General features: G+C 60.9%; 22 protein-coding genes and 1 pseudogene. 13 read left to right on the forward strand and 10 right to left on the reverse strand.

Going from position 1 to position 21,929, the window contains the following annotated elements:
- From NKI67_RS19040 to NKI67_RS19075, 8 genes are all read right to left on the reverse strand, one after another.
- Window positions 1-1,014, reverse strand: a complete 1,014-nt coding sequence (locus NKI67_RS19040) for a type II secretion system F family protein (RefSeq protein WP_023676935.1) — start codon at window positions 1,012-1,014, stop codon at window positions 1-3.
- Between the two features lie 29 nt (window positions 1,015-1,043).
- Window positions 1,044-2,552, reverse strand: a complete 1,509-nt coding sequence (locus tag NKI67_RS19045) for a TadA family conjugal transfer-associated ATPase (protein WP_352455132.1) — start codon at window positions 2,550-2,552, stop codon at window positions 1,044-1,046.
- A 29-nt stretch (window positions 2,553-2,581) separates the two neighbouring features.
- Window positions 2,582-3,865 carry a CpaE/TadZ family protein gene (locus NKI67_RS19050; protein WP_352646414.1) on the reverse strand — a complete coding sequence of 428 codons (1,284 nt, stop codon included), beginning with the start codon at window positions 3,863-3,865 and terminating at the stop codon, window positions 2,582-2,584.
- 55 nt (window positions 3,866-3,920) lie between these two features.
- The gene (locus NKI67_RS19055) at window positions 3,921-4,655 is read right to left on the reverse strand and encodes a CpaD family pilus assembly protein (protein WP_023676933.1); all 735 of its coding nucleotides are present in this window, start codon (window positions 4,653-4,655) and stop codon (window positions 3,921-3,923) included.
- 14 nt (window positions 4,656-4,669) lie between these two features.
- Window positions 4,670-6,199: a type II and III secretion system protein family protein gene (locus NKI67_RS19060; RefSeq protein ID WP_023676932.1), complete on the reverse strand. Its 1,530-nt coding sequence runs from the start codon at window positions 6,197-6,199 to the stop codon at window positions 4,670-4,672.
- The gene (gene cpaB, locus NKI67_RS19065) at window positions 6,196-7,011 is read right to left on the reverse strand and encodes a Flp pilus assembly protein CpaB (protein WP_023676931.1); all 816 of its coding nucleotides are present in this window, start codon (window positions 7,009-7,011) and stop codon (window positions 6,196-6,198) included. The genes NKI67_RS19060 and cpaB overlap by 4 nt, the downstream gene beginning before the upstream one ends.
- Before the next feature lie 189 nt (window positions 7,012-7,200).
- Window positions 7,201-7,719: an A24 family peptidase gene (locus NKI67_RS19070; RefSeq protein ID WP_023676930.1), complete on the reverse strand. Its 519-nt coding sequence runs from the start codon at window positions 7,717-7,719 to the stop codon at window positions 7,201-7,203.
- 148 nt (window positions 7,720-7,867) lie between these two features.
- Window positions 7,868-8,038, reverse strand: a complete 171-nt coding sequence (locus NKI67_RS19075) for a Flp family type IVb pilin (protein ID WP_023676929.1) — start codon at window positions 8,036-8,038, stop codon at window positions 7,868-7,870.
- Window positions 8,039-8,381: 343 nt separating this feature from the next.
- On the opposite strand from NKI67_RS19075, the gene NKI67_RS19080 reads away from it, so the two are divergent.
- The 3 genes from NKI67_RS19080 (at window position 8,382) to NKI67_RS19090 (ending at window position 10,167) form a co-directional block, all read left to right on the forward strand.
- On the forward strand, window positions 8,382-8,804 hold the full coding sequence (locus NKI67_RS19080) for a pilus assembly protein N-terminal domain-containing protein (RefSeq protein WP_023676928.1): 423 nt from the start codon (window positions 8,382-8,384) through the stop codon (window positions 8,802-8,804).
- Between the two features lie 151 nt (window positions 8,805-8,955).
- Window positions 8,956-9,516 (forward strand): TadE/TadG family type IV pilus assembly protein, encoded by a 561-nt coding sequence (locus tag NKI67_RS19085; protein ID WP_023676927.1) that lies wholly within the window; start codon window positions 8,956-8,958, stop codon window positions 9,514-9,516.
- Window positions 9,517-9,546: 30 nt separating this feature from the next.
- Window positions 9,547-10,167 (forward strand): TadE/TadG family type IV pilus assembly protein, encoded by a 621-nt coding sequence (locus tag NKI67_RS19090; RefSeq protein ID WP_023676926.1) that lies wholly within the window; start codon window positions 9,547-9,549, stop codon window positions 10,165-10,167.
- Window positions 10,168-10,269: 102 nt separating this feature from the next.
- Here NKI67_RS19090 and NKI67_RS33890 read toward each other — a convergent pair.
- Window positions 10,270-10,398, reverse strand: a pseudogene (locus NKI67_RS33890) (phosphate/phosphite/phosphonate ABC transporter substrate-binding protein); the annotation flags it as partial.
- Window positions 10,399-10,557: 159 nt separating this feature from the next.
- On the opposite strand from NKI67_RS33890, the gene NKI67_RS19095 reads away from it, so the two are divergent.
- From NKI67_RS19095 to NKI67_RS19135, 9 genes are all read left to right on the forward strand, one after another.
- Entirely contained in the window at window positions 10,558-11,796 is a 1,239-nt protein-coding gene (locus NKI67_RS19095) for a phosphopentomutase (protein ID WP_023676925.1), read from the forward strand.
- Complete coding sequence (gene mutM, locus NKI67_RS19100) at window positions 11,789-12,679, forward strand: bifunctional DNA-formamidopyrimidine glycosylase/DNA-(apurinic or apyrimidinic site) lyase (RefSeq protein WP_023676924.1); 891 nt, start codon at window positions 11,789-11,791, stop codon at window positions 12,677-12,679. The genes NKI67_RS19095 and mutM overlap by 8 nt, the downstream gene beginning before the upstream one ends.
- Before the next feature lie 24 nt (window positions 12,680-12,703).
- Window positions 12,704-13,477: an enoyl-CoA hydratase gene (locus tag NKI67_RS19105; RefSeq protein WP_023676923.1), complete on the forward strand. Its 774-nt coding sequence runs from the start codon at window positions 12,704-12,706 to the stop codon at window positions 13,475-13,477.
- A gap of 160 nt (window positions 13,478-13,637) precedes the next feature.
- Window positions 13,638-13,904: a 30S ribosomal protein S20 gene (rpsT, locus tag NKI67_RS19110; protein ID WP_023676922.1), complete on the forward strand. Its 267-nt coding sequence runs from the start codon at window positions 13,638-13,640 to the stop codon at window positions 13,902-13,904.
- Window positions 13,905-14,819: 915 nt separating this feature from the next.
- Window positions 14,820-16,292, forward strand: a complete 1,473-nt coding sequence (gene dnaA, locus NKI67_RS19115) for a chromosomal replication initiator protein DnaA (RefSeq protein ID WP_023676921.1) — start codon at window positions 14,820-14,822, stop codon at window positions 16,290-16,292.
- Window positions 16,293-16,491: 199 nt separating this feature from the next.
- Window positions 16,492-17,610, forward strand: coding sequence for a DNA polymerase III subunit beta (gene dnaN / locus NKI67_RS19120; RefSeq protein WP_023676920.1), 1,119 nt, complete (start codon window positions 16,492-16,494; stop codon window positions 17,608-17,610).
- A gap of 26 nt (window positions 17,611-17,636) precedes the next feature.
- Entirely contained in the window at window positions 17,637-18,785 is a 1,149-nt protein-coding gene (recF, locus tag NKI67_RS19125) for a DNA replication/repair protein RecF (protein ID WP_023676919.1), read from the forward strand.
- A 76-nt stretch (window positions 18,786-18,861) separates the two neighbouring features.
- Window positions 18,862-19,623, forward strand: a complete 762-nt coding sequence (locus NKI67_RS19130) for a molybdopterin-synthase adenylyltransferase MoeB (protein ID WP_031211813.1) — start codon at window positions 18,862-18,864, stop codon at window positions 19,621-19,623.
- Window positions 19,620-20,108 carry a GNAT family N-acetyltransferase gene (locus NKI67_RS19135; protein ID WP_023676917.1) on the forward strand — a complete coding sequence of 163 codons (489 nt, stop codon included), beginning with the start codon at window positions 19,620-19,622 and terminating at the stop codon, window positions 20,106-20,108. The genes NKI67_RS19130 and NKI67_RS19135 overlap by 4 nt, the downstream gene beginning before the upstream one ends.
- 64 nt (window positions 20,109-20,172) lie before the next feature.
- Here NKI67_RS19135 and NKI67_RS19140 read toward each other — a convergent pair whose 3' ends face one another.
- A complete protein-coding gene (locus NKI67_RS19140) occupies window positions 20,173-21,174 on the reverse strand; it encodes a 2-hydroxyacid dehydrogenase (RefSeq protein WP_023676916.1) in 1,002 nt (333 codons plus the stop codon).
- 157 nt (window positions 21,175-21,331) lie between these two features.
- Between NKI67_RS19140 and NKI67_RS19145 the strand changes: the two genes are divergently transcribed.
- Entirely contained in the window at window positions 21,332-21,889 is a 558-nt protein-coding gene (locus tag NKI67_RS19145; RefSeq protein ID WP_023676915.1) for an SH3 domain-containing protein, read from the forward strand.
- Window positions 21,890-21,929: the final 40 nt, after the last annotated feature.

Raw genomic sequence — 21,929 nt, forward strand, 5'->3', positions numbered from 1 at the left:
CTAGACTTCGAAATTCATCATCTTGCGCATTACCAGGACGCCCATCGACATCCAGATGCCGGAACAACCGAGGATCAGATGGCCGGTGCTGGTGATGAAGAGGGGCATGATGTAGTTCGGGCTCGTCAAATAGACGAGAAAGGCGACGACGAAAGGCAACGCGCCGATGATCACGGCGGATGCCTTGGCTTCCATGGACAATGCCTGGACCTTGGCTTTCATTTTCTTGCGGTCGCGAAGCACGCGCGAAAGATTGCCCAGCGCTTCGGAAAGATTGCCGCCGGCCTGAGACTGGATCTGGATGACGATGCCGAAGAAGCTCGCCTCGGTGCACGGCATCGTTTCTGGCATGCGCATGGCCGCGTCGGGGATCGACAAACCCATTTGCTGCGAATCGACGATGCGGCGGAACTCGGTCTTGACCGGCTCGGGGGATTCGTTGGCGATCAGGCGCACGGCATCGTTCAGCGGCAGGCCGGATTTTACCGCACGCACAATGATATCGAGCGCGTTCGGAAATTCGTTGAGGAACGCCTTGACGCGGTGCGCGCGGCGAAACGAGACGAACCAGCGGGGCAGACCCAAGACGCCGACCAGCAGCGCAGCCGGCAAGACCAGCAACGGTGCGCCGATGAAATAGACGAGAGCCGTCAAGACGACGCCGCAGACCGCCGAGTAGACATAGAAGCGCTCAAGCGAGATCTTCATGCCGGCCTGACGGATTTGGATCTTCAGCGGTGGTTTCTTGACCAGGCTCTGATTGGACTTTTGCTTTTGATCGAGATCCTTCAGCGAATCCTGGACGGACTTGCGACGCTTGGCCGCTTCCGCCACGCGATCGCGCGACGCCTTGACGACGGAACGATCCGTCTCGGCGGTCTTGATCGATTCAAGCCGCTTGCCGACCTGCTTCTCGGTGCTGATCCGGTTAAACAGGAAAGCATAGGCCACAGCGCCGGCGCTGAAGCCGGCGAGCACGACGAATGCCAATACGGTGCCGTCAATTCCGAACATCGACCCTGGCCCCCACGCTTCCAGACGGATCAATCAGCGCGTTTCTCCATCGCCTCGAGCGCAACCGCGAGGCGCTGCTCCTCACCGTAGTAGCGGGCGCGCTCCCAGAAATGCGGACGGCCGATGCCAGTCGACACGTGCTCGCCCAGCAGCCTGCCGTTCGCGTCCTCGCCCTTGATGTTATAGAGAACGATGTCCTGGGTGATGATGACGTCGCCTTCCATGCCGATCACCTCGGTGATGTGGGTGATACGCCGCGATCCGTCGCGCAGGCGTGCAGCCTGTATGATCACGTCGACGGAGCCGACGACGATTTCGCGCACGGTTTTTTGCGGCAGCGTATAGCCGCCCATGGCGATCATCGACTCTATACGGTTGAGGCATTCGCGCGGGCTGTTCGAGTGGATCGTTCCCATCGAGCCGTCATGGCCGGTGTTCATCGCCTGCAGCAGGTCGAACACTTCGGGTCCGCGCACTTCGCCGACGATAATACGTTCGGGGCGCATGCGCAGACAGTTCTTGACCAGGTCGCGCATGGTCACTTCGCCCTCGCCTTCGAGGTTGGGCGGACGGGTTTCGAGACGCACCACATGCGGCTGCTGCAATTGCAGCTCAGCTGAGTCCTCGCAGGTGATGACGCGTTCTTCGCGGTCGATATAGTTGGTCAGGCAATTGAGCAGCGTCGTCTTGCCTGAGCCGGTACCGCCCGAGATGACAATGTTGCAGCGGACACGCCCGATGATCTTGAGAATCTCGGCCCCTTGCGGAGAAATCGAGCCGAACTTGACCAGCTGGTCGAGCGTCAGCTTGTCCTTCTTGAACTTGCGGATGGTAAGTGCGGTGCCGTCGATAGCCAGGGGCGGTGCGATGACGTTGACACGGGAGCCATCAGGAAGACGCGCATCGCAGATCGGGCTTGATTCATCGACGCGGCGGCCAACCTGGCTGACGATACGCTGGCAGATGTTGAGGAGCTGCTGGTTGTCGCGGAAACGGATGCCGGTCTGCTCGACCTTGCCGTTGACTTCGATGTAGACGTTCTTGGAGCCATTGACCATGATGTCGGCAATATCGTCGCGGGCAAGCAGTGGCTCCAGCGGCCCGTAGCCCAAAACGTCATTGCAGATATCCTCGAGAAGCTCTTCCTGCTCGGCGATGGACATCGCGAAATTCTTGATCGCGATGATGTCGTTGACAATGTCGCGGATTTCCTCGCGCGCGCTTTCGGGATCGAGTTTGGCGAGCTGCGACAGATCTATCGTATCGATGAGTGCGGCGAAGACCTGGCTTTTGGTGTCGTAGTAGGTTTCGCTCTTTTGGCGCTGGATACTTTTCGGCTCCGGGGCCAATGGCGGCGGCTCGACCGCACGGCGAACCGCCGGCGCGGCAGGCGCGCCGGATGGCGGCAGCGCCGCCGACCTGGCAGTTACAGCCGCTTCCACAGGGTTTGCGGCCGCCGGCGCAGCAGGTGCGGGTGCTGGCTGACGGAATTCCGGAATGGTCCGGTTGCCGTCGTCGCTGCCTCTTTTACCAAACATGATCGCTTACCAATTCCACCGCTGAGGCATCACTTCTTGTTGCGCGAAAGCTTGCCGATCAGATTGCCGAGGCCAGCCTTTTTCTTCACCTTGATTTCGCTGCGCCCTGTCAGCACATGGGCGATCTCGTTGATCGTGGCGACAACCGGATTCTTGGCATCCATCTCACCGAGCATACGTCCGTTGTTGGCAGCATTTCCGAACAAAAGCGGCTCGAACGGGATGACCGACATCGGCGAAAGGCCGAGCGATTCGGAGAAGTCGGACGGCGTAATCTCAGGACGTTTCGGCACACCGGCCTGGTTGATCACAAGCTTTGGCGCGGGATCGTTCGGACGAAGCCGCTTCAGCATGTCGACCAGGTTCTTCGTGTTGCGCAGATTGGCCAGTTCGGGCGTCGCCGTGATGACGATCTCGTCGGCCTTGACCAGCGTGTTCTTGGTCCAGCCGGCCCACACGTGGGGAACATCGAGCACGAGGAGCGGCGCGCTACGCTGGGCTATGTCGATAAGCTGGGTGAAGGCGTCGGGATCGAAATCGTAGACCCGCTCCAGGGTCGAAGGGGCCGCAAGCAGCGACAGGTGCTCGGCGCATTGGGCGAGCAGCCGGTCGAGATAGACCTCGTCGACGCGTTCCGGCGAGAAGACTGCCTCGGCAATGCCTTGCGCCGGATCCTGGTCGAAATTGATATTGGCCGTTCCGAAGGCGAGGTCGAGATCGGCGACAACCACTTCGGATTTGAAAAGGGACGACATGGCCCAGGCCACATTATGGGCTATGGTCGAGGAGCCGACGCCGCCTTTGGCGCCGACGAAGGCAATCGAGCGGCCGATCGGCTCCGCTTCCGGATCAACGAAGATCGAAGACACCACGCTGACGATGTCGGCCATCGATACGGGCGCGATGACATACTCGGAAATGCCCGAACGAATGAGTTCGCGGTACAGGCCGACATCGTTGTAGTGGCCGACAACCACCACCTTGGAGGTCGGGTCACAATGCTCGGAGAGCTGGGCGAGTTGTTCAAGCAATAGCTTCGGCTCGCTGCGCGATTCAAGCAGGATCAGGTTCGGTGTCGGCGCCGACTGATAGAATTCGATAGCGGTAGGGATGCCCCCCATATGCACCTTCAGATGGGCCTTGGCCATGCGGCGATCCTCGCCGGCGCGCTCGACCGGATTGGCTACGCCTTCGGTCTCGCAAAATGCCTGGATCGAAATGCGCGGGATCGGCCGCAACGCCTGCATCGCGGCAATATCCTGCTCCGAGGTTTCGCCGCCCGGTACCTCTGTGTCATAGGCAAGATTGCTCATTGTCATCACTTTCCGTGACTTGCGCGGCTTAGGGTTTGTTGAGCCTCAACACTCGTTAATATTCGACTTCCGAATTGCCGAGGAATTCGTCCGAAATACCTCTGTCACGATAGACGTCGATCACCGCGCCGCGATTTTCCGCGTCGATCGGGGTCGGCTTGCGTGGCCCGATCAAATCGGACGGATTGGCCATCTGGGCAGCCAGGTTGTTCTGATACGAACAGCCGAAATCGGCATAGTGCTTGTTTTCCGAAGTCTGCAGCAGGTCTTCGGGCCAGCGCCCGCATTTATCCGTCTGAGCCTTCACCGAGACGTAGGCAACACGGATCGGTGCGGACGCTTCGGCCGAAACAGACTGATAGGACCGCATGGCGATCCGCTTCCGGCTGATGCCGCTGGCTATGGCCAGCCTGGCGAAATCGCGGCCGGCCACGGCCGCTGCGATTTCGTTGGCTGAGCCGCTCGGAATCTCGATCGTCAGCACCGGAGCCGCGCTCCTGTCGTATCCGTCCAGGAAGCCCAGGAGCGTGTCACGCTGGGATCTGGTCATGCCACGGTCGCCGGCGCCGACCGGAAGGTCGATCTTCTGTATCTTCTCGGCTATGACGATCGGATGGGTGGTGCGATAATCGTCCGGTATGGCACCCACCGTGACGCTGTCGCGATTGGCGCAGCCGGCCAGCAATGCCGCCACCGCGATCGCCATAATGGGAACGGCCGGCCGCCAGATTCGCGAATGGACCGACCGCGTCGCGGTGATCGCCCGTGCCTTCGATGCTGCCTTAGACATGACCGCTTCCCCGCTTACTTGTAGATAAAGCCGACAACGCCGTGGTAACGGCCGTTGGGCTTGTCGGTCTGCATGGTGCCGTAGACACGGTTGACGCGGCCAAGGAAGATGCCGGCGCCATCGCTGGCGGCGTTGAAATTGTCATCCGGCTTGGCAAGATCGTTGCGCGCCACCGGCTTCACCAGATAGGGCGTAATGATGATGACGAGCTCGGTCTCGTTGCGAACGAAATCCCTGCTGCGGAACAGCGCGCCAAGCACTGGAATCTTTGTCAGACCAGGTAAGCCGTTGACGGCTTGCCTGAGATCATCGCGGACAAGGCCGGCAATCATCATCGAGCCGCCCGAAGGCAGTTCCACTGTTGTGTCGGCCAAGCGCTTGCGGAGCGACAGGGCATTCATGCCCGGGCTTGTTACGCCTTCGGACAAAGACACAGACCCCTCCGTTGTCGGCTCGGAAACCGAGGTTCTGACTTTCAGGCTGATACGGCCGGGAGACAGCACCACCGGCTGGAATTCCAGGCCAATGCCGTATTCGATCTTCTCGACCGAATACGTCTTCAGACCGGTCTGGTTATCGTTTGATACGGCTTGGGAAACGCTGGTCACCATGTTGTATTCGCCGCCAACCTTGAAGGTCGCCTTCTCGCCGGATACGGCCGTCAATGTTGGTTCGGCGAGGGTTTTCATGACACCGGACTGTTCCATGGCATTGATGTAGGCCTGCAGCGTCGAGCTCCCGATAGAGAGGCCCGAGTTCGACAGCGACTTGCCCAAACCAGTGAAATTGTCGCTTACCGCGCCCCAGCTGATGCCGTTGCTGCTGCCGTTGCCCACCATGTTGACGCCGAGCTGCTTCATCACCGAGCGGCTGACTTCCGCGACCGTTACCTTCAGCGTCACCTGGTCGTCGCCGATGATCTGCAGCAGGTTGACGATCTTGCTGACGCGGCGCTCGGCATCTGGGTTATCGATCGCGACGCCGGCTTCAGCCGAACCGCCGGCAGCGGTCTGCGAATATTGACCCGTGGTCGCCTCGCCGCCGGACACGAAAATGGTTGCCAGATCGGCCGCGCGCTTGGCGTCCAGAGGAGTGTCCACGGTTCCGGTCAGAACGACGTTGTCGTTCAGCAACTCGACCTTGACCTCCGATGACGGGATGAAGCGCTTGATATAATCCTCCAGCCCGGCGACGTCACGTTCGACCGCTAGGTCAAGGCTGACGATCTGCTCGCCATTCGGGCCAAAGACGAAGATATTGGTCTCGCCGACCGCCTTTCCAAACAGATAGATGCGCCTGGCGGTGCGGGTCACCGCGTCGGCTACAGCGGGGTTGGCGACGAGAATGTCGTAGGCATCGCTCGGGAGGTCGATGACCACCGACTTGTTCAGTCCGAGCTTGACCCGCTGGGTGGCGGTCGAAGCCGTCACCCTGGCGTTGTCGCCTGCTGCGCTGGCACAGAGAACGCCATATGCATTCGTTCCAAGGAAAAGCAGGCCGATCGCCGCAGCCAGCGTGACCGGCAATTTGGTTTTTAGCCTCATTTCCTCGCCCCCACTTCGGAAACTTCGCCCGACTTGATCAACCGCACGGTTCCGCGCCGGCCATTGCCGGAAACCAGGTAATCGGCTTCGCCCACATTCTTGTCCTGACTGTCCTTGATCGAGCGCAGCGCCAATGTCAGGCGATCCGCCATCTGCTGTGCGACGGTGATGATCTCGGACTGCTGCGGCGTCAGTTCCAGGGTGGCGGTCTGGCCAACCCTGGTCTTCTTACCTTCCTCGTCCTCCTGAATGGTCTGGTCGATCGCCAGGACGCGAATGTTCTTCAGGATAGTTTCGGTCGTGAAGCCCGGACCACCGCCATTGGCGGGATCGGCTCTGCGGGTCATGATGACGTCGACGAAATCGTTGGGAAGAATAAAGCCACCGGCCGAGGTGTCGGCCGAGATGCTTGTGGCAACGGCCCGCATGCCGGAGGGCAGGATCGACGACATGAAGCTTTGCCCTTCACCGATCAGCTTCGAGCGCCGCAGCGGCTCGCCGGCGTAGAGCGCCACGCGAGCGACGGCGCCCTTCAGCTTGTCCAGCGCTTCAGGCTCGGCGGCGCGGGTGATGAAATTTGCGTTGATGCCGGCGGACGGCCATGACTCCCAGGAAATGTTGTTTTCAAGCGGACTGCCCATCGGAACGTCGCCGGAAAGAACAAGCACATCCTGCAGCGCGATCGCCGGCGCCTGAGGACCGGAATCGACAACCGGAGGCGGCGGAGCCACGACCATGTTCTTCGCGACATAGCCTGCACCACCGGCCGCGGCTATCGCCACGCTCAGAATAATCAATCGGGATGCTGGCATCTGTCCGAACCTCGCCTTGGCAAACCACGTAGCCAAGCGGGACTTTGCAGCGGCAATCGTCAAAACAAGGTTAATGTTATACTTACGATCGTGATTAATTTAACGTTTACATAAATTGGACCGACAAGCCCGGCCCGAAGGAAAACGTGGCCAACTCGCCTGCTCGGCGCCAACCGCGTAAAGCGAAATTCAGCCCGCCAGCCTGGTAAGTGCCCAGGCCATCAATGGCGAGTCGGAATAGGTGAGCAGACCGCCAATGCCAAGCGCGATGCCGTACGGAACGCCGGTCGCCTCATCGGCGAAATGGCGCAGGAACGGATTGTGGCTTGTGACGGCGGCAAGCGGCGATTTTCGATAGGCGAGGATGGCTAGCGTCAGCAGTCCGCCGATGAATGTCGAGGCGACGAGGTATTCGATGAGATGGATGTTCAGTCCCATCCACATGGCAGTGGCAGCCAGAAGCTTGGCGTCGCCGCCGCCCATGCCGCCCAGCGCGAACAGGCCGAACGTCACCGCGAGAACCAGGCCGGCGGCGGCGAAATGCCAGCCATAGGTGGCCCAGTCCATGCCGGTCAAAGGCGCAACCAAGGCGAAGACAACCACAAGCAACACCGGCACGCGATTGGCGATCGTCATCGAAAGCATGTCGGAGATCGCGGCAAAAAGCATGCAGAACGGAAACACGACGAAGATCACGGCTTCAAGCATCGGCGCGCCTATGACCCAATTGCATCTAGCCCCAGCCTAATCCTATTCGATTAACGACTGATGAGGCCTAAATTTCAAATCATGCGAGGACTAAATAAGGGCCGCCAGTGCGGCGGCCCTTATTTCAGAACAACCGAACCCGTTACGGTCAGCTACCGTTCACCTTAGTGGAGATGGCGGTGAACTTGGCGTTCAGCGAGTTGCCGAGCTGGCCGGCGCCGACCATGATGGCGAGTGCGATAAGAGCGGCGATCAGACCGTATTCGATAGCGGTCGCGCCGGATTCGTCCTTCACAAAACGTGCGATGAGGTTAGACATTCGAGCTCCTACTCCAATTGTTACAGCACTTCCGTCAACTTCTCTTGGTGGCTGATCGGATACTGCGAATCTAAGGAGAAGCTGTTTCAATCGGCTTAATAAACAGGCTTACCGATTCCTTTCCCGCTTCGACGACATTGCGTGGTTAACCCAGAACTAAAATACCCGCCGCTAGGCCCCCGGGCTGACAAAAGGCGCAAGAGGCGCAATTCGGCAAAGACGTTCCAGCCGTGCCGGCTAGGCCCAATGCCGGTTCCGGCTTGGTCCTGAACTCCAGCCGCTTAACGGTTGGTTCACCAATCTCATTCATGTTCCGTTGAACAGTTTGCCAGGGGGCGCCTCAATGGCCGGGCCGAGATCATCATTTCCAGTTGCCGTGCTTTTTGCCGCAGCGGCTTTCGCCTTTCCAGCCAGGGCCGGCGCCGGCATCGAGGTGACGATGAACCAGGCAAAGATCATCAAATTGTCGCGCGCCGCCGATACGATTGTCGTCGGCAATCCGGCGATCGCCGACGCCTCCGTGCAGGATGCATCGACGATCGTACTGACCGGCAAGGGATTTGGCGTCACCAATCTCGTCGTCCTCGACCAGGAGGGCAACCCGATCGTCGATGAGCAAATAACCGTCGTACGCCAGGCAGCGTCGTCGGTGCGCATCTATCGGCGTTCCGAAGTACAGACCATGTCCTGCGCGCCATATTGCGAAAGCTCGTATAAGAGCGATGCCGAGAAGGCCTCTGAAGCCGAAATGAGCGCCGCGCATTAGTAGCCGACGTCTCCGTCTTTGGCGAGTACGTGCTTCGGTTATCGCCGGGTTAAGGCCTTCCCGTTGAATTTAACGGTCATTCCAACCGGACTTCAATCGGTTCCGACTAAGGGTGGGACCGATACAGAAGCGGCATCGGCGGGCAGAGGACATGAGCAAGGCAGGACGAGCAGGTTCTCCAAGACGGTTTTTGGGCGACCGCCGCGGAAGCACGGCGATCGAATTCGCCATGCTTGCAATTCCTTTCGCGCTTCTTGTCTTCGCCATCCTGGAGAGCTGCATTTCTTTTGCCGCACAGGAAGTGATGGCAAACGCAACCGACGACATCGCGCGCCAGCTGCGTACCGGCCAACTAAGACCGGCCGATGTGTCCGGCACCAAGCTGCGGGATATGATCTGCACCAAATTGGAGATCATGGTCGCCAAGACCTGTCCCGGATTGCTGGTGGACTTGCGCGAATATCCGACCTTCGCCGATGCGGCGCTGGCCGGTTTCAAGATCCAGGATGGCGACGTCGTGCTGACCAAGGGCACGAGCACACAGACCTTCACCGTCGCACCTGGCCTGGCGGAGTCGAGAAACATGCTGCGTGTTTTTTACAAATGGCCGGTGATGACCGACTTCATGGCCAAATCGATGGCCAACCTGAAGGACGGCAAAACGCTGCATTTTGCTTCGATCACTTGGCAGAACGAGCCGTTCGACAACTGAACCACGTAGTCGCTTGAAAAGGGCAAAGCCATGATTCGTGCGGGGGCACAGCTGGGCATCGCAGGGATTTGTACAAGAGCAGTCCGGCTTTGCTCGGACCGCCGCGGTATTGCGGCTGTCGAGTTTGCCCTCATCGTGCCTGTCTTGTTGATCATGTACTTTATGACAATGGAGGCCTCGCAAGCCATCGAGACCAGCAAGAAGGTCAGCCGCATCGGCAGCATGGTAGCGGACCTCGTCACGCAGCAGCAGACCGTCAAGGCGGCCGATGTCGATGCCATCATGGCGATCGGCAGTTCCACGCTCCAGCCCTACAACCGCTCGAAACCGAAGATCATTATCACGGCGATACAGGTGACCAACGAGACGACGCCGAAAGTCCTGGTCGTGTGGTCGCGCAAACTGGTCGATGGCGTCTCTAGCGTCGACGCGGTCAAGGATTCCACCACAACGGTCCCGAGCGCGCTCAAGATCAAAGGCACGTTCCTCATTCGGGTCGAAAGCGATCTCGCCTACAAGCCAATCATCACCTGGTCGGCGGACGGCCAAAGCCGGTTCGGGTTGAGCTCGGTCTTCAATTCGATATCGATGGCGGAAACTTATTATCTGCGGCCGCGCAGGAGCCCGACCATTCCGTGCAGCGATTGCTGACGCCTGAAGCCCGCTAACCGGTCTGTTGCTATTGCTTGCGACCGCGGGCCGAGACTAGACGCACGATGGCTGCAGCCAGCACGCAGTCCCTCGGACCGGCAACGGTTCGGCGACGATACCGATACGGAACGTTCCGATAACATCGCGCCAATCGGCTCGCGCCAGGTTTGTGCAAGACGCATCCAGCAGCAAAGCCAGTACGGCGGCGAATGCTGTCAGGGCAAGCCTCATGCGAGCTCCGCGCCGCGCATTTCCATCCGCAGATCGACCATGCCGCGATTCGTCTCTCCGGGACCAGCACGCCAAGCCGTGCCGTTGGGTTTCCGAATTGCCAATGGCGGCGCGGAACCCTATGTCTGAGCCAACGCACAGGCAATGATGAACCTTTCGATGGCACGCGCCTTCCTTTTTGTCCTCGACTCCTTCGGCATCGGCGGCGCGGCCGATGCCGAACGTTATGGCGACACCGGCTCCAATACGTTCGCACACATCGCGCGGGCCTGCGCAGAAGGCCGCGCCGATCGCGAAGGCCTGCGTGCCGGACCCCTTCTTGTACCAAACATGTTCGCGCTCGGCCTCGGCCAGGCCGCGGCAACGGCGACGGGTTTCAGGTTCGAGAATGGCAGTGCCCCGCTTAGCGCCGCCTTTCACGGCGCGGCCCAAGAGGTTTCGAGCGGCAAGGACACGCCATCGGGCCATTGGGAAATAGCCGGCCTGCCGGTCCGTTTCGACTGGGGTTACTTCCCAGACAAGATTCCCGCCTTTCCGGCCGAGTTGACCGAAGCAATGGTGCGTGAAGGGAAGGTGCCTGGCATCCTCGGCAATTGCCATGCTCCGGGCACCGAGATTATCGAACGGTTCGGCGAAGACCATATCCGCACCGGCAAGCCGATCTGCTACACCTCGATCGACTCCGTCCTGCAGATCGCCGCGCACGAGGTTCATTTCGGCCTGGAACGGCTTTACGAGTTCTGCAAAGTGGTGCGCAGGCTCGTCGATCCGCTGAATATCGGCCGCGTCATCGCGCGGCCGTTTATCGGTGAAACCGCCGCCACGTTCGAGCGAACGCATAATCGTCGCGACTATGCCGTACCGCCGCCGGAACCGACGCTGCTCGACCGGCTGACGGCGCGCGGCAGCCGGGTTATCGCGATCGGCAAGATCGGCGACATTTTCGCCCATCGGGGGATCTCGGAAGTCCGCAAGGCTGCCGGCAACATGGCGATGTTCGACAAAACGCTTGGTGCCATGGAAGACGCCCGCGACGGCGACCTCGTCTTCGCGAACTTTGTCGACTTCGACACCGAGTTCGGGCATCGGCGCGACGTTGCGGGGTATGCCGCCGCACTCGAAGCTTTCGACCGGCGCCTGCCCGAGGCATTCGCACGGCTGAGGCCAGGCGATCTGCTCATTTTGACCGCCGATCACGGCAACGATCCGACGTGGCGCGGCACCGACCACACGCGCGAGCGTATTCCGATTATCGGGACACGGCCGGGTTTCAAAGGCGCAGACATCGGACTGAGGACAACATTTGCCGACATTGGCGAAACCGTGGCCGAACATCTCGGGCTGGCGCGCGGCCGTCACGGCACCTCCTTCCATGCCACGATAGGTGGCCATGCCTGAGCTGCCGGAGGTAGAGACAGTCAGGCGCGGTCTGCAGCCGGCCCTTGAAGGTGCCCGCATTGTCGGTGTCGAGGCACGCCGGCCGGATTTGCGGTTTCCGTTCCCCGAGAGATTTTCGGAGCGGCTGACCGGCAAGACGATTGCGGCGCTCGGCCGCCGTGCCAAATATCTGACAATGCACATGGACAACGGCCCGGTTCTGATCTGCCATCTCGGCATGTCGGGTTCGTTTCGCATCGAAACGGCCGACGAGAGCGCAACGCCCGGCGCGTTCCACCACGAACGTTCGAAAAACAATGCTCACGATCACGTCGTCTTCGACATCGCATCCCCTGCCGGCGTCCGCTCTCGCGTGATCTTCAACGACCCGCGCCGCTTCGGGTTCATGCTGTTTTCGGAAGGCGAGCCCGACATGCATCCGATGCTGGCGGGATTAGGCGTCGAGCCTACAGGCAACGCACTGGACGGCGCGCTGCTCGCTTCGTTGCTGAAAGGTCGCAAGTCACCGCTGAAAGCGGCACTTCTGGACCAGAGGCTGATTGCCGGGCTAGGCAATATCTACGTCTCGGAAGCGCTTTGGCGGGCCGGCCTGTCGCCGCTGCGCGAAGCGGGCACCCTCGCGAGAGCCGGCAAGAAAGCCAAAGAGCAGAGCGAACGCCTGGCCGAAGCAATCCGCTCGGTCGTCGCCGATGCGATCGCCGCCGGCGGCTCGTCGTTGCGCGATTATATGCAGACCGATGGATCGCTGGGCTACTTCCAGCATTCCTTCGCGGTTTACGATCGCGAGGGGGAAGCCTGCTCCAAGCCTGGTTGTGGCGGCCACATCGAGCGTATCGTGCAAAGCGGTCGTTCGACTTTCCACTGCCGGGCCTGTCAGGCTTGAACCAGAAGCGAGGAGGAGCAAAGCATGGGCTATGAAACCATCATCGTCGAAACCCGCGGCAAGGTCGGGCTGATTACGCTGAACCGGCCGCAGGCGCTCAACGCGCTGAATTCACAAGTGCTGGCGGAACTGGTCGCGTCGGTGAATAGCATGGGCGCCAATGCCGACATCGGCGCCATGGTCATCACTGGTTCGGAAAAGGCTTTCGCGGCAGGTGCCGATATCAAGGAAATGCAGTCCATCTCCTATGTGGATGCCTATCTGCAGGATTTCTTCGTCGGCTGGGAAGAATTTACGCGGGCACGAAAGCCGATCATCGCGGCGGTGGCGGGCTATGCGCTGGGGGGCGGCTGCGAACTGGCGATGATGTGCGACTTCATCATCGCCGCCGACACCGCCAAATTTGGCCAACCCGAGATCACGCTGGGCGTCATGCCCGGCATGGGCGGATCGCAGCGCCTGACCCGCTTTGTCGGCAAGTCGAAGGCGATGGATATGTGCCTGACGGGTCGAATGATGGACGCAGCCGAGGCCGAGCGTTCCGGCCTTGTCTCGCGCGTGGTGCCAGCCGGCGAGTTGATCGAGGAAGCGCTTAAGGCAGCGTCCAAGATCGCTGGTTTTTCCTTGCCGTCGGTGATGATGGCAAAGGAGGCCGTCAACCGCGCCTATGAGACGACGCTCACCGAGGGTCTGCGGTTCGAGCGCCGGCTGTTTCATTCGCTGTTTGCGCTGGATGACCAGAAGGAAGGCATGGCGGCCTTCACCGGCAAGCGGAAGCCGAATTTCACGAACCGATGAGATGACGAAGGCGCCGGTCAAAAAGAAAGCGCTGCAGCGTTGACGCGCCGGAAAAGCTGAACTATAAGCCGCACCAATCGAGGCGGCCCTGTGGCTGCCCGTTTGTTTTTTGCGCCCTGCGGTATCCCGCAAGCGCCCACCAGATCAGAAGAGAGGCACCATGGCCAATACCTCCTCGGCCAAAAAGGCAACGCGCAAGATCGCCCGTCGCGCAGCGATCAACAAGAACCGCCGCTCCCGCGTCCGGACCTACATCCGCCAGGTCGAAGAGGCGCTCGCAGCTGGCGACAAGGCGGCCGCACAGGCTGCCTTCAAGGTGGCCGAGCCGGAATTGATGCGCGCCGCGACCAAGGGCGTGGTGCACAAGAACACGGCATCGCGCAAGGTGTCGCGGCTGGCCCAACGGGTCAAGGTGCTGTCGGCCTAATATACCTTTTCCTGAACTGCGCTTCTTCAAACCCGGCCAATCGCGCCGGGTTTTTTTCGTTTGCCGGCAAGTACTTAAAAGAAAGCCCGCAAAATGGCGCTCCGCGGGCATTTCAAAGTTCGAAATGCTTTGCCGGCATATACATGCCTGCTGATATTCGCAGCCTTCGAAACCGCCAATGCGAAAATTTCCGAGCGTCACAGATTACCTTTTCTTTTCAGAAGCTTACCGATGGTGATCCACAGCTTGTTCACATCAGCTGCGGCCGATAGGCGACAATTGGCTGTCAAGTGAATTATTTCAGAAAATTTCGCGTTGTGTGGCCTTTTTCATATTCGCCGGAAAAGGGTTTGAATCACAATGGCTTTGTCAAAATCAACTGTTGCAGCATGGCGTTCGAAACGTCCCTTGCTAGTCAGATTCCTTAAAAATCCGTTAGGGGTGGCCTTGCCCTATCCACAGCGATTTCGGTAATGTCTGTCCATCGAAGGGACGGGCCCTTGGCCCTTGACCAGCCTGAAACCGGCCAGCTCAAATTGGCAGAGTTTACACCGCGGATTCAACTCCGCGGACGGGGTTGGTTTGTCTTTTCGATACGGTAGGGGACTGGCGTAATTGTACATGGCAGGTCGACGGTGCGCCGGCGGTTTTTCGCCGGACGGCATTTTGTTGCCCTGACATGACCAAAGCGGATCGGCTCTTCGGCGCCGGACCGACAACGAGGCGATTCATCAGCCGGCGGCGGCGATGGTGTCGCAGCGAAGACACGGTCGCCGGAAACATGGATGCAGGAGGCGCATCCCCGGCGGAAAACAGGTACAAGAGACAAGGAACTCGATCATGCAGAGCGGCGGCATCGAAAGGGAGCTTACAGGCGACCTCCCATTTCCTGGAACGTTAATCGGAAGGAACGACATGGCGGCTTCCAATGAAGCTGAACAGAAGTTCGATCGGGTCAAGGCCCAGTTGAAGGCGCGTCTGGGAACCGAGGTCTATTCGAGCTGGTTCGGGCGCATGAAGGTCGCTGAATCCTCTAAGGGCATTGTCCGCATCTCAGTGCCAACCGCATTCCTGCGTTCATGGATCAACGGCCACTATCTCGATCTCATCACCGAGTTGTGGAAGCACGAGGATCCGGAGATCCTCAAGATCGAGATCGTGGTTCGCACCGCCACACGGCAGGGCCGCAACAGCGTCGAGCCAGAAGTGGCCCCGGCGCGCAAGATGACCAGGCAGACGCAAACCGCGCTCTCTGCGGGCACGGCGAGCCCCAGTAGGGTCGAACGGGTCCCGGTACCCCGCCCGGGGATGCCGGCAGAAACCGAGTTCCGGCACAATGTTCTCGGTTCGCCACTCGATCCACGCTATACTTTCACCTCCTTCATCGAAGGACCATCGAACCGAGTGGCTTTTGCCGCCGCCAAGGCGGTCGCGGAATCGCAGTCGAGCGCGGTGCGTTTCAATCCGCTCTTTCTTCACGCGACGGTCGGGCTGGGCAAAACGCACCTGTTGCAGGCGATCGCCGCAGAATCGCTGAAGCAGAATCCGAAATCGCGGGTCGTCTATCTGACGGCTGAGTATTTCATGTGGCGGTTCGCCACCGCGATCCGCGACAACAACGCACTGACGCTGAAAGAACAGCTGCGCGACATCGACCTCCTCATCATCGACGACATGCAGTTCCTGCAGGGCAAGTCGATCCAGCACGAATTCTGCCATTTGATCAACATGCTGCTCGACAGCGCCAAGCAAGTGGTGGTCGCTGCCGACCGGCCGCCGTCGGAATTGGAGTCGCTGGAGCCACGCGTCCGCTCGCGCCTCAACGGCGGCGTCGCGCTGGAAATGTCAGCCCCGGATTTCGCCATGCGTATCGGTATGCTCAAGCTCAGGCTTGCCACCGCCAAGCTCGACGATGCGTCGCTCGATATTTCCGAAGAGATCCTCAACCACGTCGCCCGCACGGTGACCGGCAGCGGACGCGAGCTCGAAGGTGCCTTCAACCAGCTTTTGTTTCGCCAATCCTTCGAACCGCAGATCACCATCGACCGCATCGACGAGATCCTTGGCCACATCTATCGTTCGGGCGAACCCAAGCGGGTGCGTATCGAGGACATCCAACGCATCGTCGCGCGCCACTACAACGTGTCGAAGACCGAACTTCTGTCCAACCGGCGCACACGCACCATCGTCAAGCCACGGCAGGTCGCCATGTATCTGTCGAAGGTGATGACGCCGCGCTCGCTGCCGGAGATCGGGCGGCGGTTCGGCGGTCGTGACCATACGACCGTGCTGCATGCGGTGCGCAAGATCGAGGATCTTTCCGGTGCCGACAACACACTGGCGCAGGAACTCGAATTGCTGAGAAGGCTGATCAACGACCAGGCCTGACGGCCCGAAAAACGCCGGCTCGCGGACTCCGGCCTTTTTATCCCCAGAAAGCCCGTGCAGCCGGTCCGAACCGGTGGCGCGGGCTTGCGTTTGCCGGGTTTTTCCTGTCAGTTTACGCAGATTCTGAGCCTGTTCAGACCTTTCGCGGGGCGCCGCTTGCCGGAGACCCGTTCATTCATTCAAGCGAGCCTGTTTCGTCATGCGTGTTATCCTGGAACGGTCAAATCTCCTGAAGTCGCTCAACCATGTTCACCGCGTGGTCGAGCGGCGCAATACCATTCCGATCCTGTCGAACGTGCTGCTCAGCGCCGAGGGGGCCAGCCTTGAAATGAAGGCGACCGACCTCGACCTGGAGGTGACCGAAGCAACGCCGGCAAAGGTCGAACGTGGCGGGGCGACGACGGTCCCGGCACATCTGCTCTATGACATCGTGCGCAAGCTTGCCGACGGCGCGGAGGTGGCGCTGAAGACCGACGAAGACGGCAACGCCATGACGGTGACGTCGGGGCGCTCGAGCTTCCGCCTGCAATGCCTGCCGCAGTCCGACTTTCCCGAGCTTTCAGCCGGGTCGTTCTCGCATATTTTCCGGCTCGATTCCGTCGGACTAAAGGGCCTCATCGAAAAGACCCAGTTCGCCATCTCGACCGAGGAGACGCGCTATTATCTGAACGGCATTTATCTGCACACGCACGAGGCCGGCGGCAAGCTGAAGCTGCGCTCTGTCGCGACCGACGGCCACCGGCTGGCGCGCGCCGAGATCGATGCGCCGGCAGGCTCTGAGGGCATGCCTGGCGTCATAATCCCGCGAAAGACGGTCAGCGAGCTGCAAAAGCTGGTCGACGATCCCGATGTTGCAGTCACCACCGAGTTGTCCGACACCAAGATCCGTTTCACCATCGGCAGCGTTATCTTGACCTCCAAGCTGATCGACGGCACTTTCCCGGACTACCAGCGCGTCATTCCGACCGGCAACGACAAGAAGCTGATTATCGATCGCCAGAGTTTCGCCGCTGCCGTCGATCGCGTTTCGACCATTTCGTCCGAACGCGGCCGGGCGGTGAAGCTTTCGATCGCCGAAGGGCAGGTCACGCTTGCGGTCAACAACCCGGATTCGGGCAGTGCCACCGAGGAACTGGCGGCCGACTATTCCTCCGATCCGATCGAAATCGGCTTCAACGCCAAATACCTGCTCGACGTTGCCGCGCAACTGACCGGCACGGAGGCGAAGTTCATGCTGGCGGATGCCGGTTCCCCGACGCTGATCCACGACATGGCCGACGAGACCGCGCTCTACGTGCTGATGCCGATGCGGGTGTAGGGCCCGAACGGGGCCATCTTGCTGTCGTGACCAGATCTGCAAAACCGCAGCAGACGTACATAAGTAAGCTCACACTTACGAATTTCCGCAACTATGCGGCGTTGGCAATCGACCTTGATCCCGGCGCTGTGGTTTTCTCCGGCGACAATGGCGCCGGCAAGACCAATCTGCTTGAAGCGATCTCGCTGCTCACGCCGGGCCGCGGCCTGCGCCGCGCACCCTATTCCGAGGTGGCGCGCGAAGGCGGCGACGGTGGCTTTGCGCTGCATGCCCGGCTTGACGGGCCGGAAGGCCAGGTCGAGATCGGTACCGGAATATCGGGCAGCGACGGCGAAGCCGGCCGGCGGGTGCGGATCAACGGCGCGACGGCACGCTCAGCCGAAGACATGCTGGAATGGCTGCGCGTGGTCTGGCTGACACCGGCGATGGACGGCCTGTTCCCCGGGCCGGCTGCCGACCGCCGGCGCTTCCTAGACCGGCTGGTGCTGGCGATCGATCCTGGCCACGGCCAGCGCGCGCTTGACTACGAAAAGGCAATGCGCGGCCGCAACAGACTGCTCGCCGACGGTTCACGCGACGGTGCCTGGTTCGATGCGATCGAGATGCAAATGGCCGAGACCGGCGTGGCGATTGCCGCGGCGCGTGCCGAACTGGTGCGCCTGCTCGCCGCCATGATCGACCGGCTGCCCGGCGACGGACCGTTTCCGCAAGCCGACATCGGCATCTCTGGCGAACTGGAAGGCGAACTCGGTATTTTGCCGGCCGTCGACGTAGAGGAACGGTTCCGTCGTGCGCTTGCCCAGGGGCGCGACCGCGACCGCACCGCCGGACGCACGCTCGACGGCCCGCACCGTTCCGACCTCGTGGTGCGCCACCGGCCCAAGGCGATGCCGGCCGAGCTCTGTTCGACCGGCGAGCAGAAGGCGCTGCTGGTCGGCATTGTCTTGTCGCATGCGCGGCTAACCGGCGAGATGTCGGGCATGACACCGATCCTGCTGCTCGACGAGATCGCCGCCCATCTCGACGGCGGTCGACGGGCGGCCTTGTTCTCGATCCTGGAGGAACTAAACTGCCAGGCCTTCATGACCGGGACCGATGCCGCGTTGTTTGACAGCCTCAAGGGACGCGCGCAATTCCTGACCGTCGATCACGGCAAGGTCGGGCCGACCATTTGAATTTCGTCCATGGCGCATTTCTGAGCTGCATGCATTGACGCCTGACAAGCTTTTTCCTCCGTTATATGGTCCGGCGATGATCACAGCCGCCCTCACCGATGAAGAGCTCGAACGCTACGCCCGCCACATCGTGCTGCCCGAGATCGGCGGCGCCGGCCAGCAGCGGCTGAAGCGGGCGCGGGTGCTCGTCATTGGCGCCGGCGGATTGGGAGCGCCGGTGCTCGAATATCTCGCCGCCGCAGGGATTGGCACTCTCGGTATCGTCGACGACGACATCGTTTCGCTTTCCAACCTGCAACGACAAGTGATCCACGCCACGGGCGATGTCGGGGTGGCGAAAACCGACAGCGCCAGAGCGGCGATCATCCGCATCAATCCAAACGTCGTCGTGGAAGAGCACAATTTCAGGCTGACCGTGGACAACGCCCCTACCCTCATTGCCCGTTATGACATCGTCGTTGACGGCTCCGACAATTTCGAGACACGCTACGCGGTGGCCGACGCCTGCGCCGCGGAAAGCCGGCCGCTCGTGCATGCCGCCGTTGGCCGCTTCGACGGCTCGGTCACCGTACTGAAGCCATTCGAAACCGGCCCGGACGGCAAGTTGAACCCAAGCTACCGCGATCTCTTTCCCGAGGCGCCGCCGCCGGGACTGGTGCCATCCTGCGCGGTGGCCGGCATTGTCGGCGCGCTGACCGGGGTCATCGGCACGCTGCAAGCCATGGAAGCGATCAAGCTGATCACCGGGATTGGCGAGCCGCTGGTCGGACGACTGCTGCTCTACGATGCGCTGGCGGCACGCTTCGACACGATCCGCTACAAGCGAACCAGCCCGTGAGCCTGCCTGCCGACGTTTCCACCGTGCAGCTTGCGGCCGATTTCGACCGTTGGGACGAGGTGCTGGCGCTGGTCATGCGGGCCTTCGCCTTTATGGACGGGGTTATTGACCCGCCGTCCTCGGCGCATCGGCTCACCGTTGAAAATCTCAGGGCTAGAGCGCTGGAGGAGACAGCATTCCTGGCGCTGAAGGAAAACGAGATCGTCGGTTGCGTCTTCATCCTGAAGCGCGCAGACGAGCTCTATGTTGGAAAGCTCGCGGTCGAGCCGGTTCTTCAGGGACAAGGCATTGGAAAACAGCTGATGCAGGCCGTCGAAGATCTTGCCCGCAGCCACAACAGGACCGCCATCGAGCTCCAGACCCGGATCGAGCTGACCGGAAATCACGCAGCCTTTGCCCGCCTCGGTTTTCGTGAAACCGAACGGACAGCGCACAAGGGCTACGAGCGGCCGACCTCAATCACCATGCGCAAGGCGTTTTCGTAAGCCAACGCTATCCAACGACGAACGCGCGGTTGCCGCGGCAAGACCGTGTCGGCGTGACGGCAGGTCACGCCCTCAACGGCAGCACGCGGTCGGGCGGGCGATGACCATCGAAGAAGGCGCGGATATTGATGATCACCTTCTCGCCCATGTCGATACGGCCTTCGAGCGTCGCCGAACCCATATGCGGCAACAGCACGACCTTGCCTTTGTGGGCAAGCTTCAGCAGCTTGCTGTTCAGCGCCGGCTCGTGCTCGTAGACGTCGAGGCCGGCGCCGGCGATCTTGCCGTCATGGATGAGCTTGATCAGCGATTCCTCATCGATGATATCTCCGCGCGCGGTGTTGACTATGTAAGCGGACGGTTGCAGAAGCGCCAGCCGCCGTGCCGAAAGCAGATGGAAAGTTGCCGGTGTCGATGGGCAATTGACCGAGATAATGTCCATACGGGCAAGCATCTGGTCGAGGCTTTCCCAATACGTGGCTTCCAACTCCTCCTCGATTGCCGGCAGCACGCGGTGGCGGTTGTGGTAGTGGATCGAGAGGCCAAAGGCCTTGGCGCGCCTGGCGACGGCAGTGCCGATGCGACCCATGCCGACAATGCCGAGCCGTTTGCCCCAGATGCGACGGCCGAGCATCCAGGTCGGCGACCAGCCCGCCCATTTCTTATCGCCGGTCAGCACGTTGGCGCCTTCGGCCAGCCGCCGCGGTACGGCCAGCATCAGCGCCATGGTCATGTCGGCCGTATCTTCGGTCAACACGTTCGGCGTGTTGGTGACGGTGATGCCTTTCTTGGCCGCTGCCGCAACGTCGATCTTGTCGACGCCATTGCCGAAGTTGGCGATCAGCTTGAGGTTGTCGCCGGCCTGGGCAATCAGCGCCGCGTCGATATTGTCGGTCACAGTCGGCACCAGCACGTCGGCCTCCTTGACCGCCGCCACCAGTTCCGGCTGCGTCATCGGCCTGTCCTCCACATTCAAGCGGGCGTCGAACAACTCGCGCATGCGGGTCTCGACTAGGTCGGGCAACTTGCGCGTGATGACGACGAGGGGCTTCTTTTTGCCTGCCATTGTTTCCTCGAACTCGATCTCGTTGAGACCTCTTTAACCAAGAACGGCGAAACTGAGAGCCGATCGCGGTACCGGTCATCCATGTAACAAGCGGTTCCGCCGAAGACAAAGAAAAATGGGCGCGAAGGCCGATGGGTGGGCGCCGAAAGGAACGAAAGTGTCTGGTTTCGCGTCGCTCCGCCTGACCCTCAGTGCAGCATTCCTCGGCGCTCTCATCCATAGCCCACTGGTGATGGCGCAAAGTGCCGCCGCACCCGCCCAGAGCGTCACGCTCGGACCAAGCGGCTTGCCGCTGCCGCGCTTCGTCAGCCTGAAATCCGGCCGCGTCAACTCGCGCGTTGGGCCGGGCGTCAATTATTCCGTCGACTGGATGTATATGAAGCCAGGCCTGCCGATGGAGATCATCCAGGAGTTCGATACGTGGCGCCGTGTGCGTGATGCCGACGGCTCGGAAGGCTGGATCAATCAGTCGCTGCTTTCGGGCCGTCGCACGGCGATCGTCGCCCCCTGGCAGCGCGGCAAGGACGCTCGCGTCAACCTCCTTGACGACCCGGCAAAAGATGCAGGCGTCATCGCGATCCTCGAACCGGGGGTAATGGGCACGATCAAGTCCTGCGATGGCCAATGGTGCGAAATGACCTTCGACGGCCATACCGGCTGGCTCGCACAGTCGCTCGTCTGGGGTGCCTATCCCGGCGAAAAGGTCAAGAACTGACCTTTCCGAACCGGAGGTCAGGCCAGCGCTGCAAGCACCG

This window comes from Mesorhizobium sp. M0408 (genome assembly GCF_040321495.1).
Lineage (GTDB): Bacteria > Pseudomonadota > Alphaproteobacteria > Rhizobiales > Rhizobiaceae > Mesorhizobium.

What these genes read in the sequence shown, in the direction of transcription:
- cpaB (WP_023676931.1), bottom strand. Translation starts at nt 7,011, where the DNA reads ATGCCAGCATCCCGATTGATTATTCTGAGCGTGGCGATAGCCGCGGCC.
- NKI67_RS19090 (WP_023676926.1), top strand. Translation starts at nt 9,547, where the DNA reads ATGATTCGTGCGGGGGCACAGCTGGGCATCGCAGGGATTTGTACAAGA.
- NKI67_RS19140 (WP_023676916.1), bottom strand. Translation starts at nt 21,174, where the DNA reads ATGGCAGGCAAAAAGAAGCCCCTCGTCGTCATCACGCGCAAGTTGCCC.
- NKI67_RS19040 (WP_023676935.1), bottom strand. Translation starts at nt 1,014, where the DNA reads ATGTTCGGAATTGACGGCACCGTATTGGCATTCGTCGTGCTCGCCGGC.
- NKI67_RS19050 (WP_352646414.1), bottom strand. Translation starts at nt 3,865, where the DNA reads ATGAGCAATCTTGCCTATGACACAGAGGTACCGGGCGGCGAAACCTCG.
- NKI67_RS19055 (WP_023676933.1), bottom strand. Translation starts at nt 4,655, where the DNA reads ATGTCTAAGGCAGCATCGAAGGCACGGGCGATCACCGCGACGCGGTCG.
- NKI67_RS19060 (WP_023676932.1), bottom strand. Translation starts at nt 6,199, where the DNA reads ATGAGGCTAAAAACCAAATTGCCGGTCACGCTGGCTGCGGCGATCGGC.
- dnaA (WP_023676921.1), top strand. Translation starts at nt 14,820, where the DNA reads ATGGCGGCTTCCAATGAAGCTGAACAGAAGTTCGATCGGGTCAAGGCC.
- NKI67_RS19070 (WP_023676930.1), bottom strand. Translation starts at nt 7,719, where the DNA reads ATGCTTGAAGCCGTGATCTTCGTCGTGTTTCCGTTCTGCATGCTTTTT.
- NKI67_RS19105 (WP_023676923.1), top strand. Translation starts at nt 12,704, where the DNA reads ATGGGCTATGAAACCATCATCGTCGAAACCCGCGGCAAGGTCGGGCTG.
- mutM (WP_023676924.1), top strand. Translation starts at nt 11,789, where the DNA reads ATGCCTGAGCTGCCGGAGGTAGAGACAGTCAGGCGCGGTCTGCAGCCG.
- dnaN (WP_023676920.1), top strand. Translation starts at nt 16,492, where the DNA reads ATGCGTGTTATCCTGGAACGGTCAAATCTCCTGAAGTCGCTCAACCAT.
- NKI67_RS19075 (WP_023676929.1), bottom strand. Translation starts at nt 8,038, where the DNA reads ATGTCTAACCTCATCGCACGTTTTGTGAAGGACGAATCCGGCGCGACC.
- NKI67_RS19045 (WP_352455132.1), bottom strand. Translation starts at nt 2,552, where the DNA reads ATGTTTGGTAAAAGAGGCAGCGACGACGGCAACCGGACCATTCCGGAA.
- NKI67_RS19095 (WP_023676925.1), top strand. Translation starts at nt 10,558, where the DNA reads ATGGCACGCGCCTTCCTTTTTGTCCTCGACTCCTTCGGCATCGGCGGC.
- NKI67_RS19130 (WP_031211813.1), top strand. Translation starts at nt 18,862, where the DNA reads ATGATCACAGCCGCCCTCACCGATGAAGAGCTCGAACGCTACGCCCGC.
- NKI67_RS19085 (WP_023676927.1), top strand. Translation starts at nt 8,956, where the DNA reads ATGAGCAAGGCAGGACGAGCAGGTTCTCCAAGACGGTTTTTGGGCGAC.
- NKI67_RS19080 (WP_023676928.1), top strand. Translation starts at nt 8,382, where the DNA reads ATGGCCGGGCCGAGATCATCATTTCCAGTTGCCGTGCTTTTTGCCGCA.
- rpsT (WP_023676922.1), top strand. Translation starts at nt 13,638, where the DNA reads ATGGCCAATACCTCCTCGGCCAAAAAGGCAACGCGCAAGATCGCCCGT.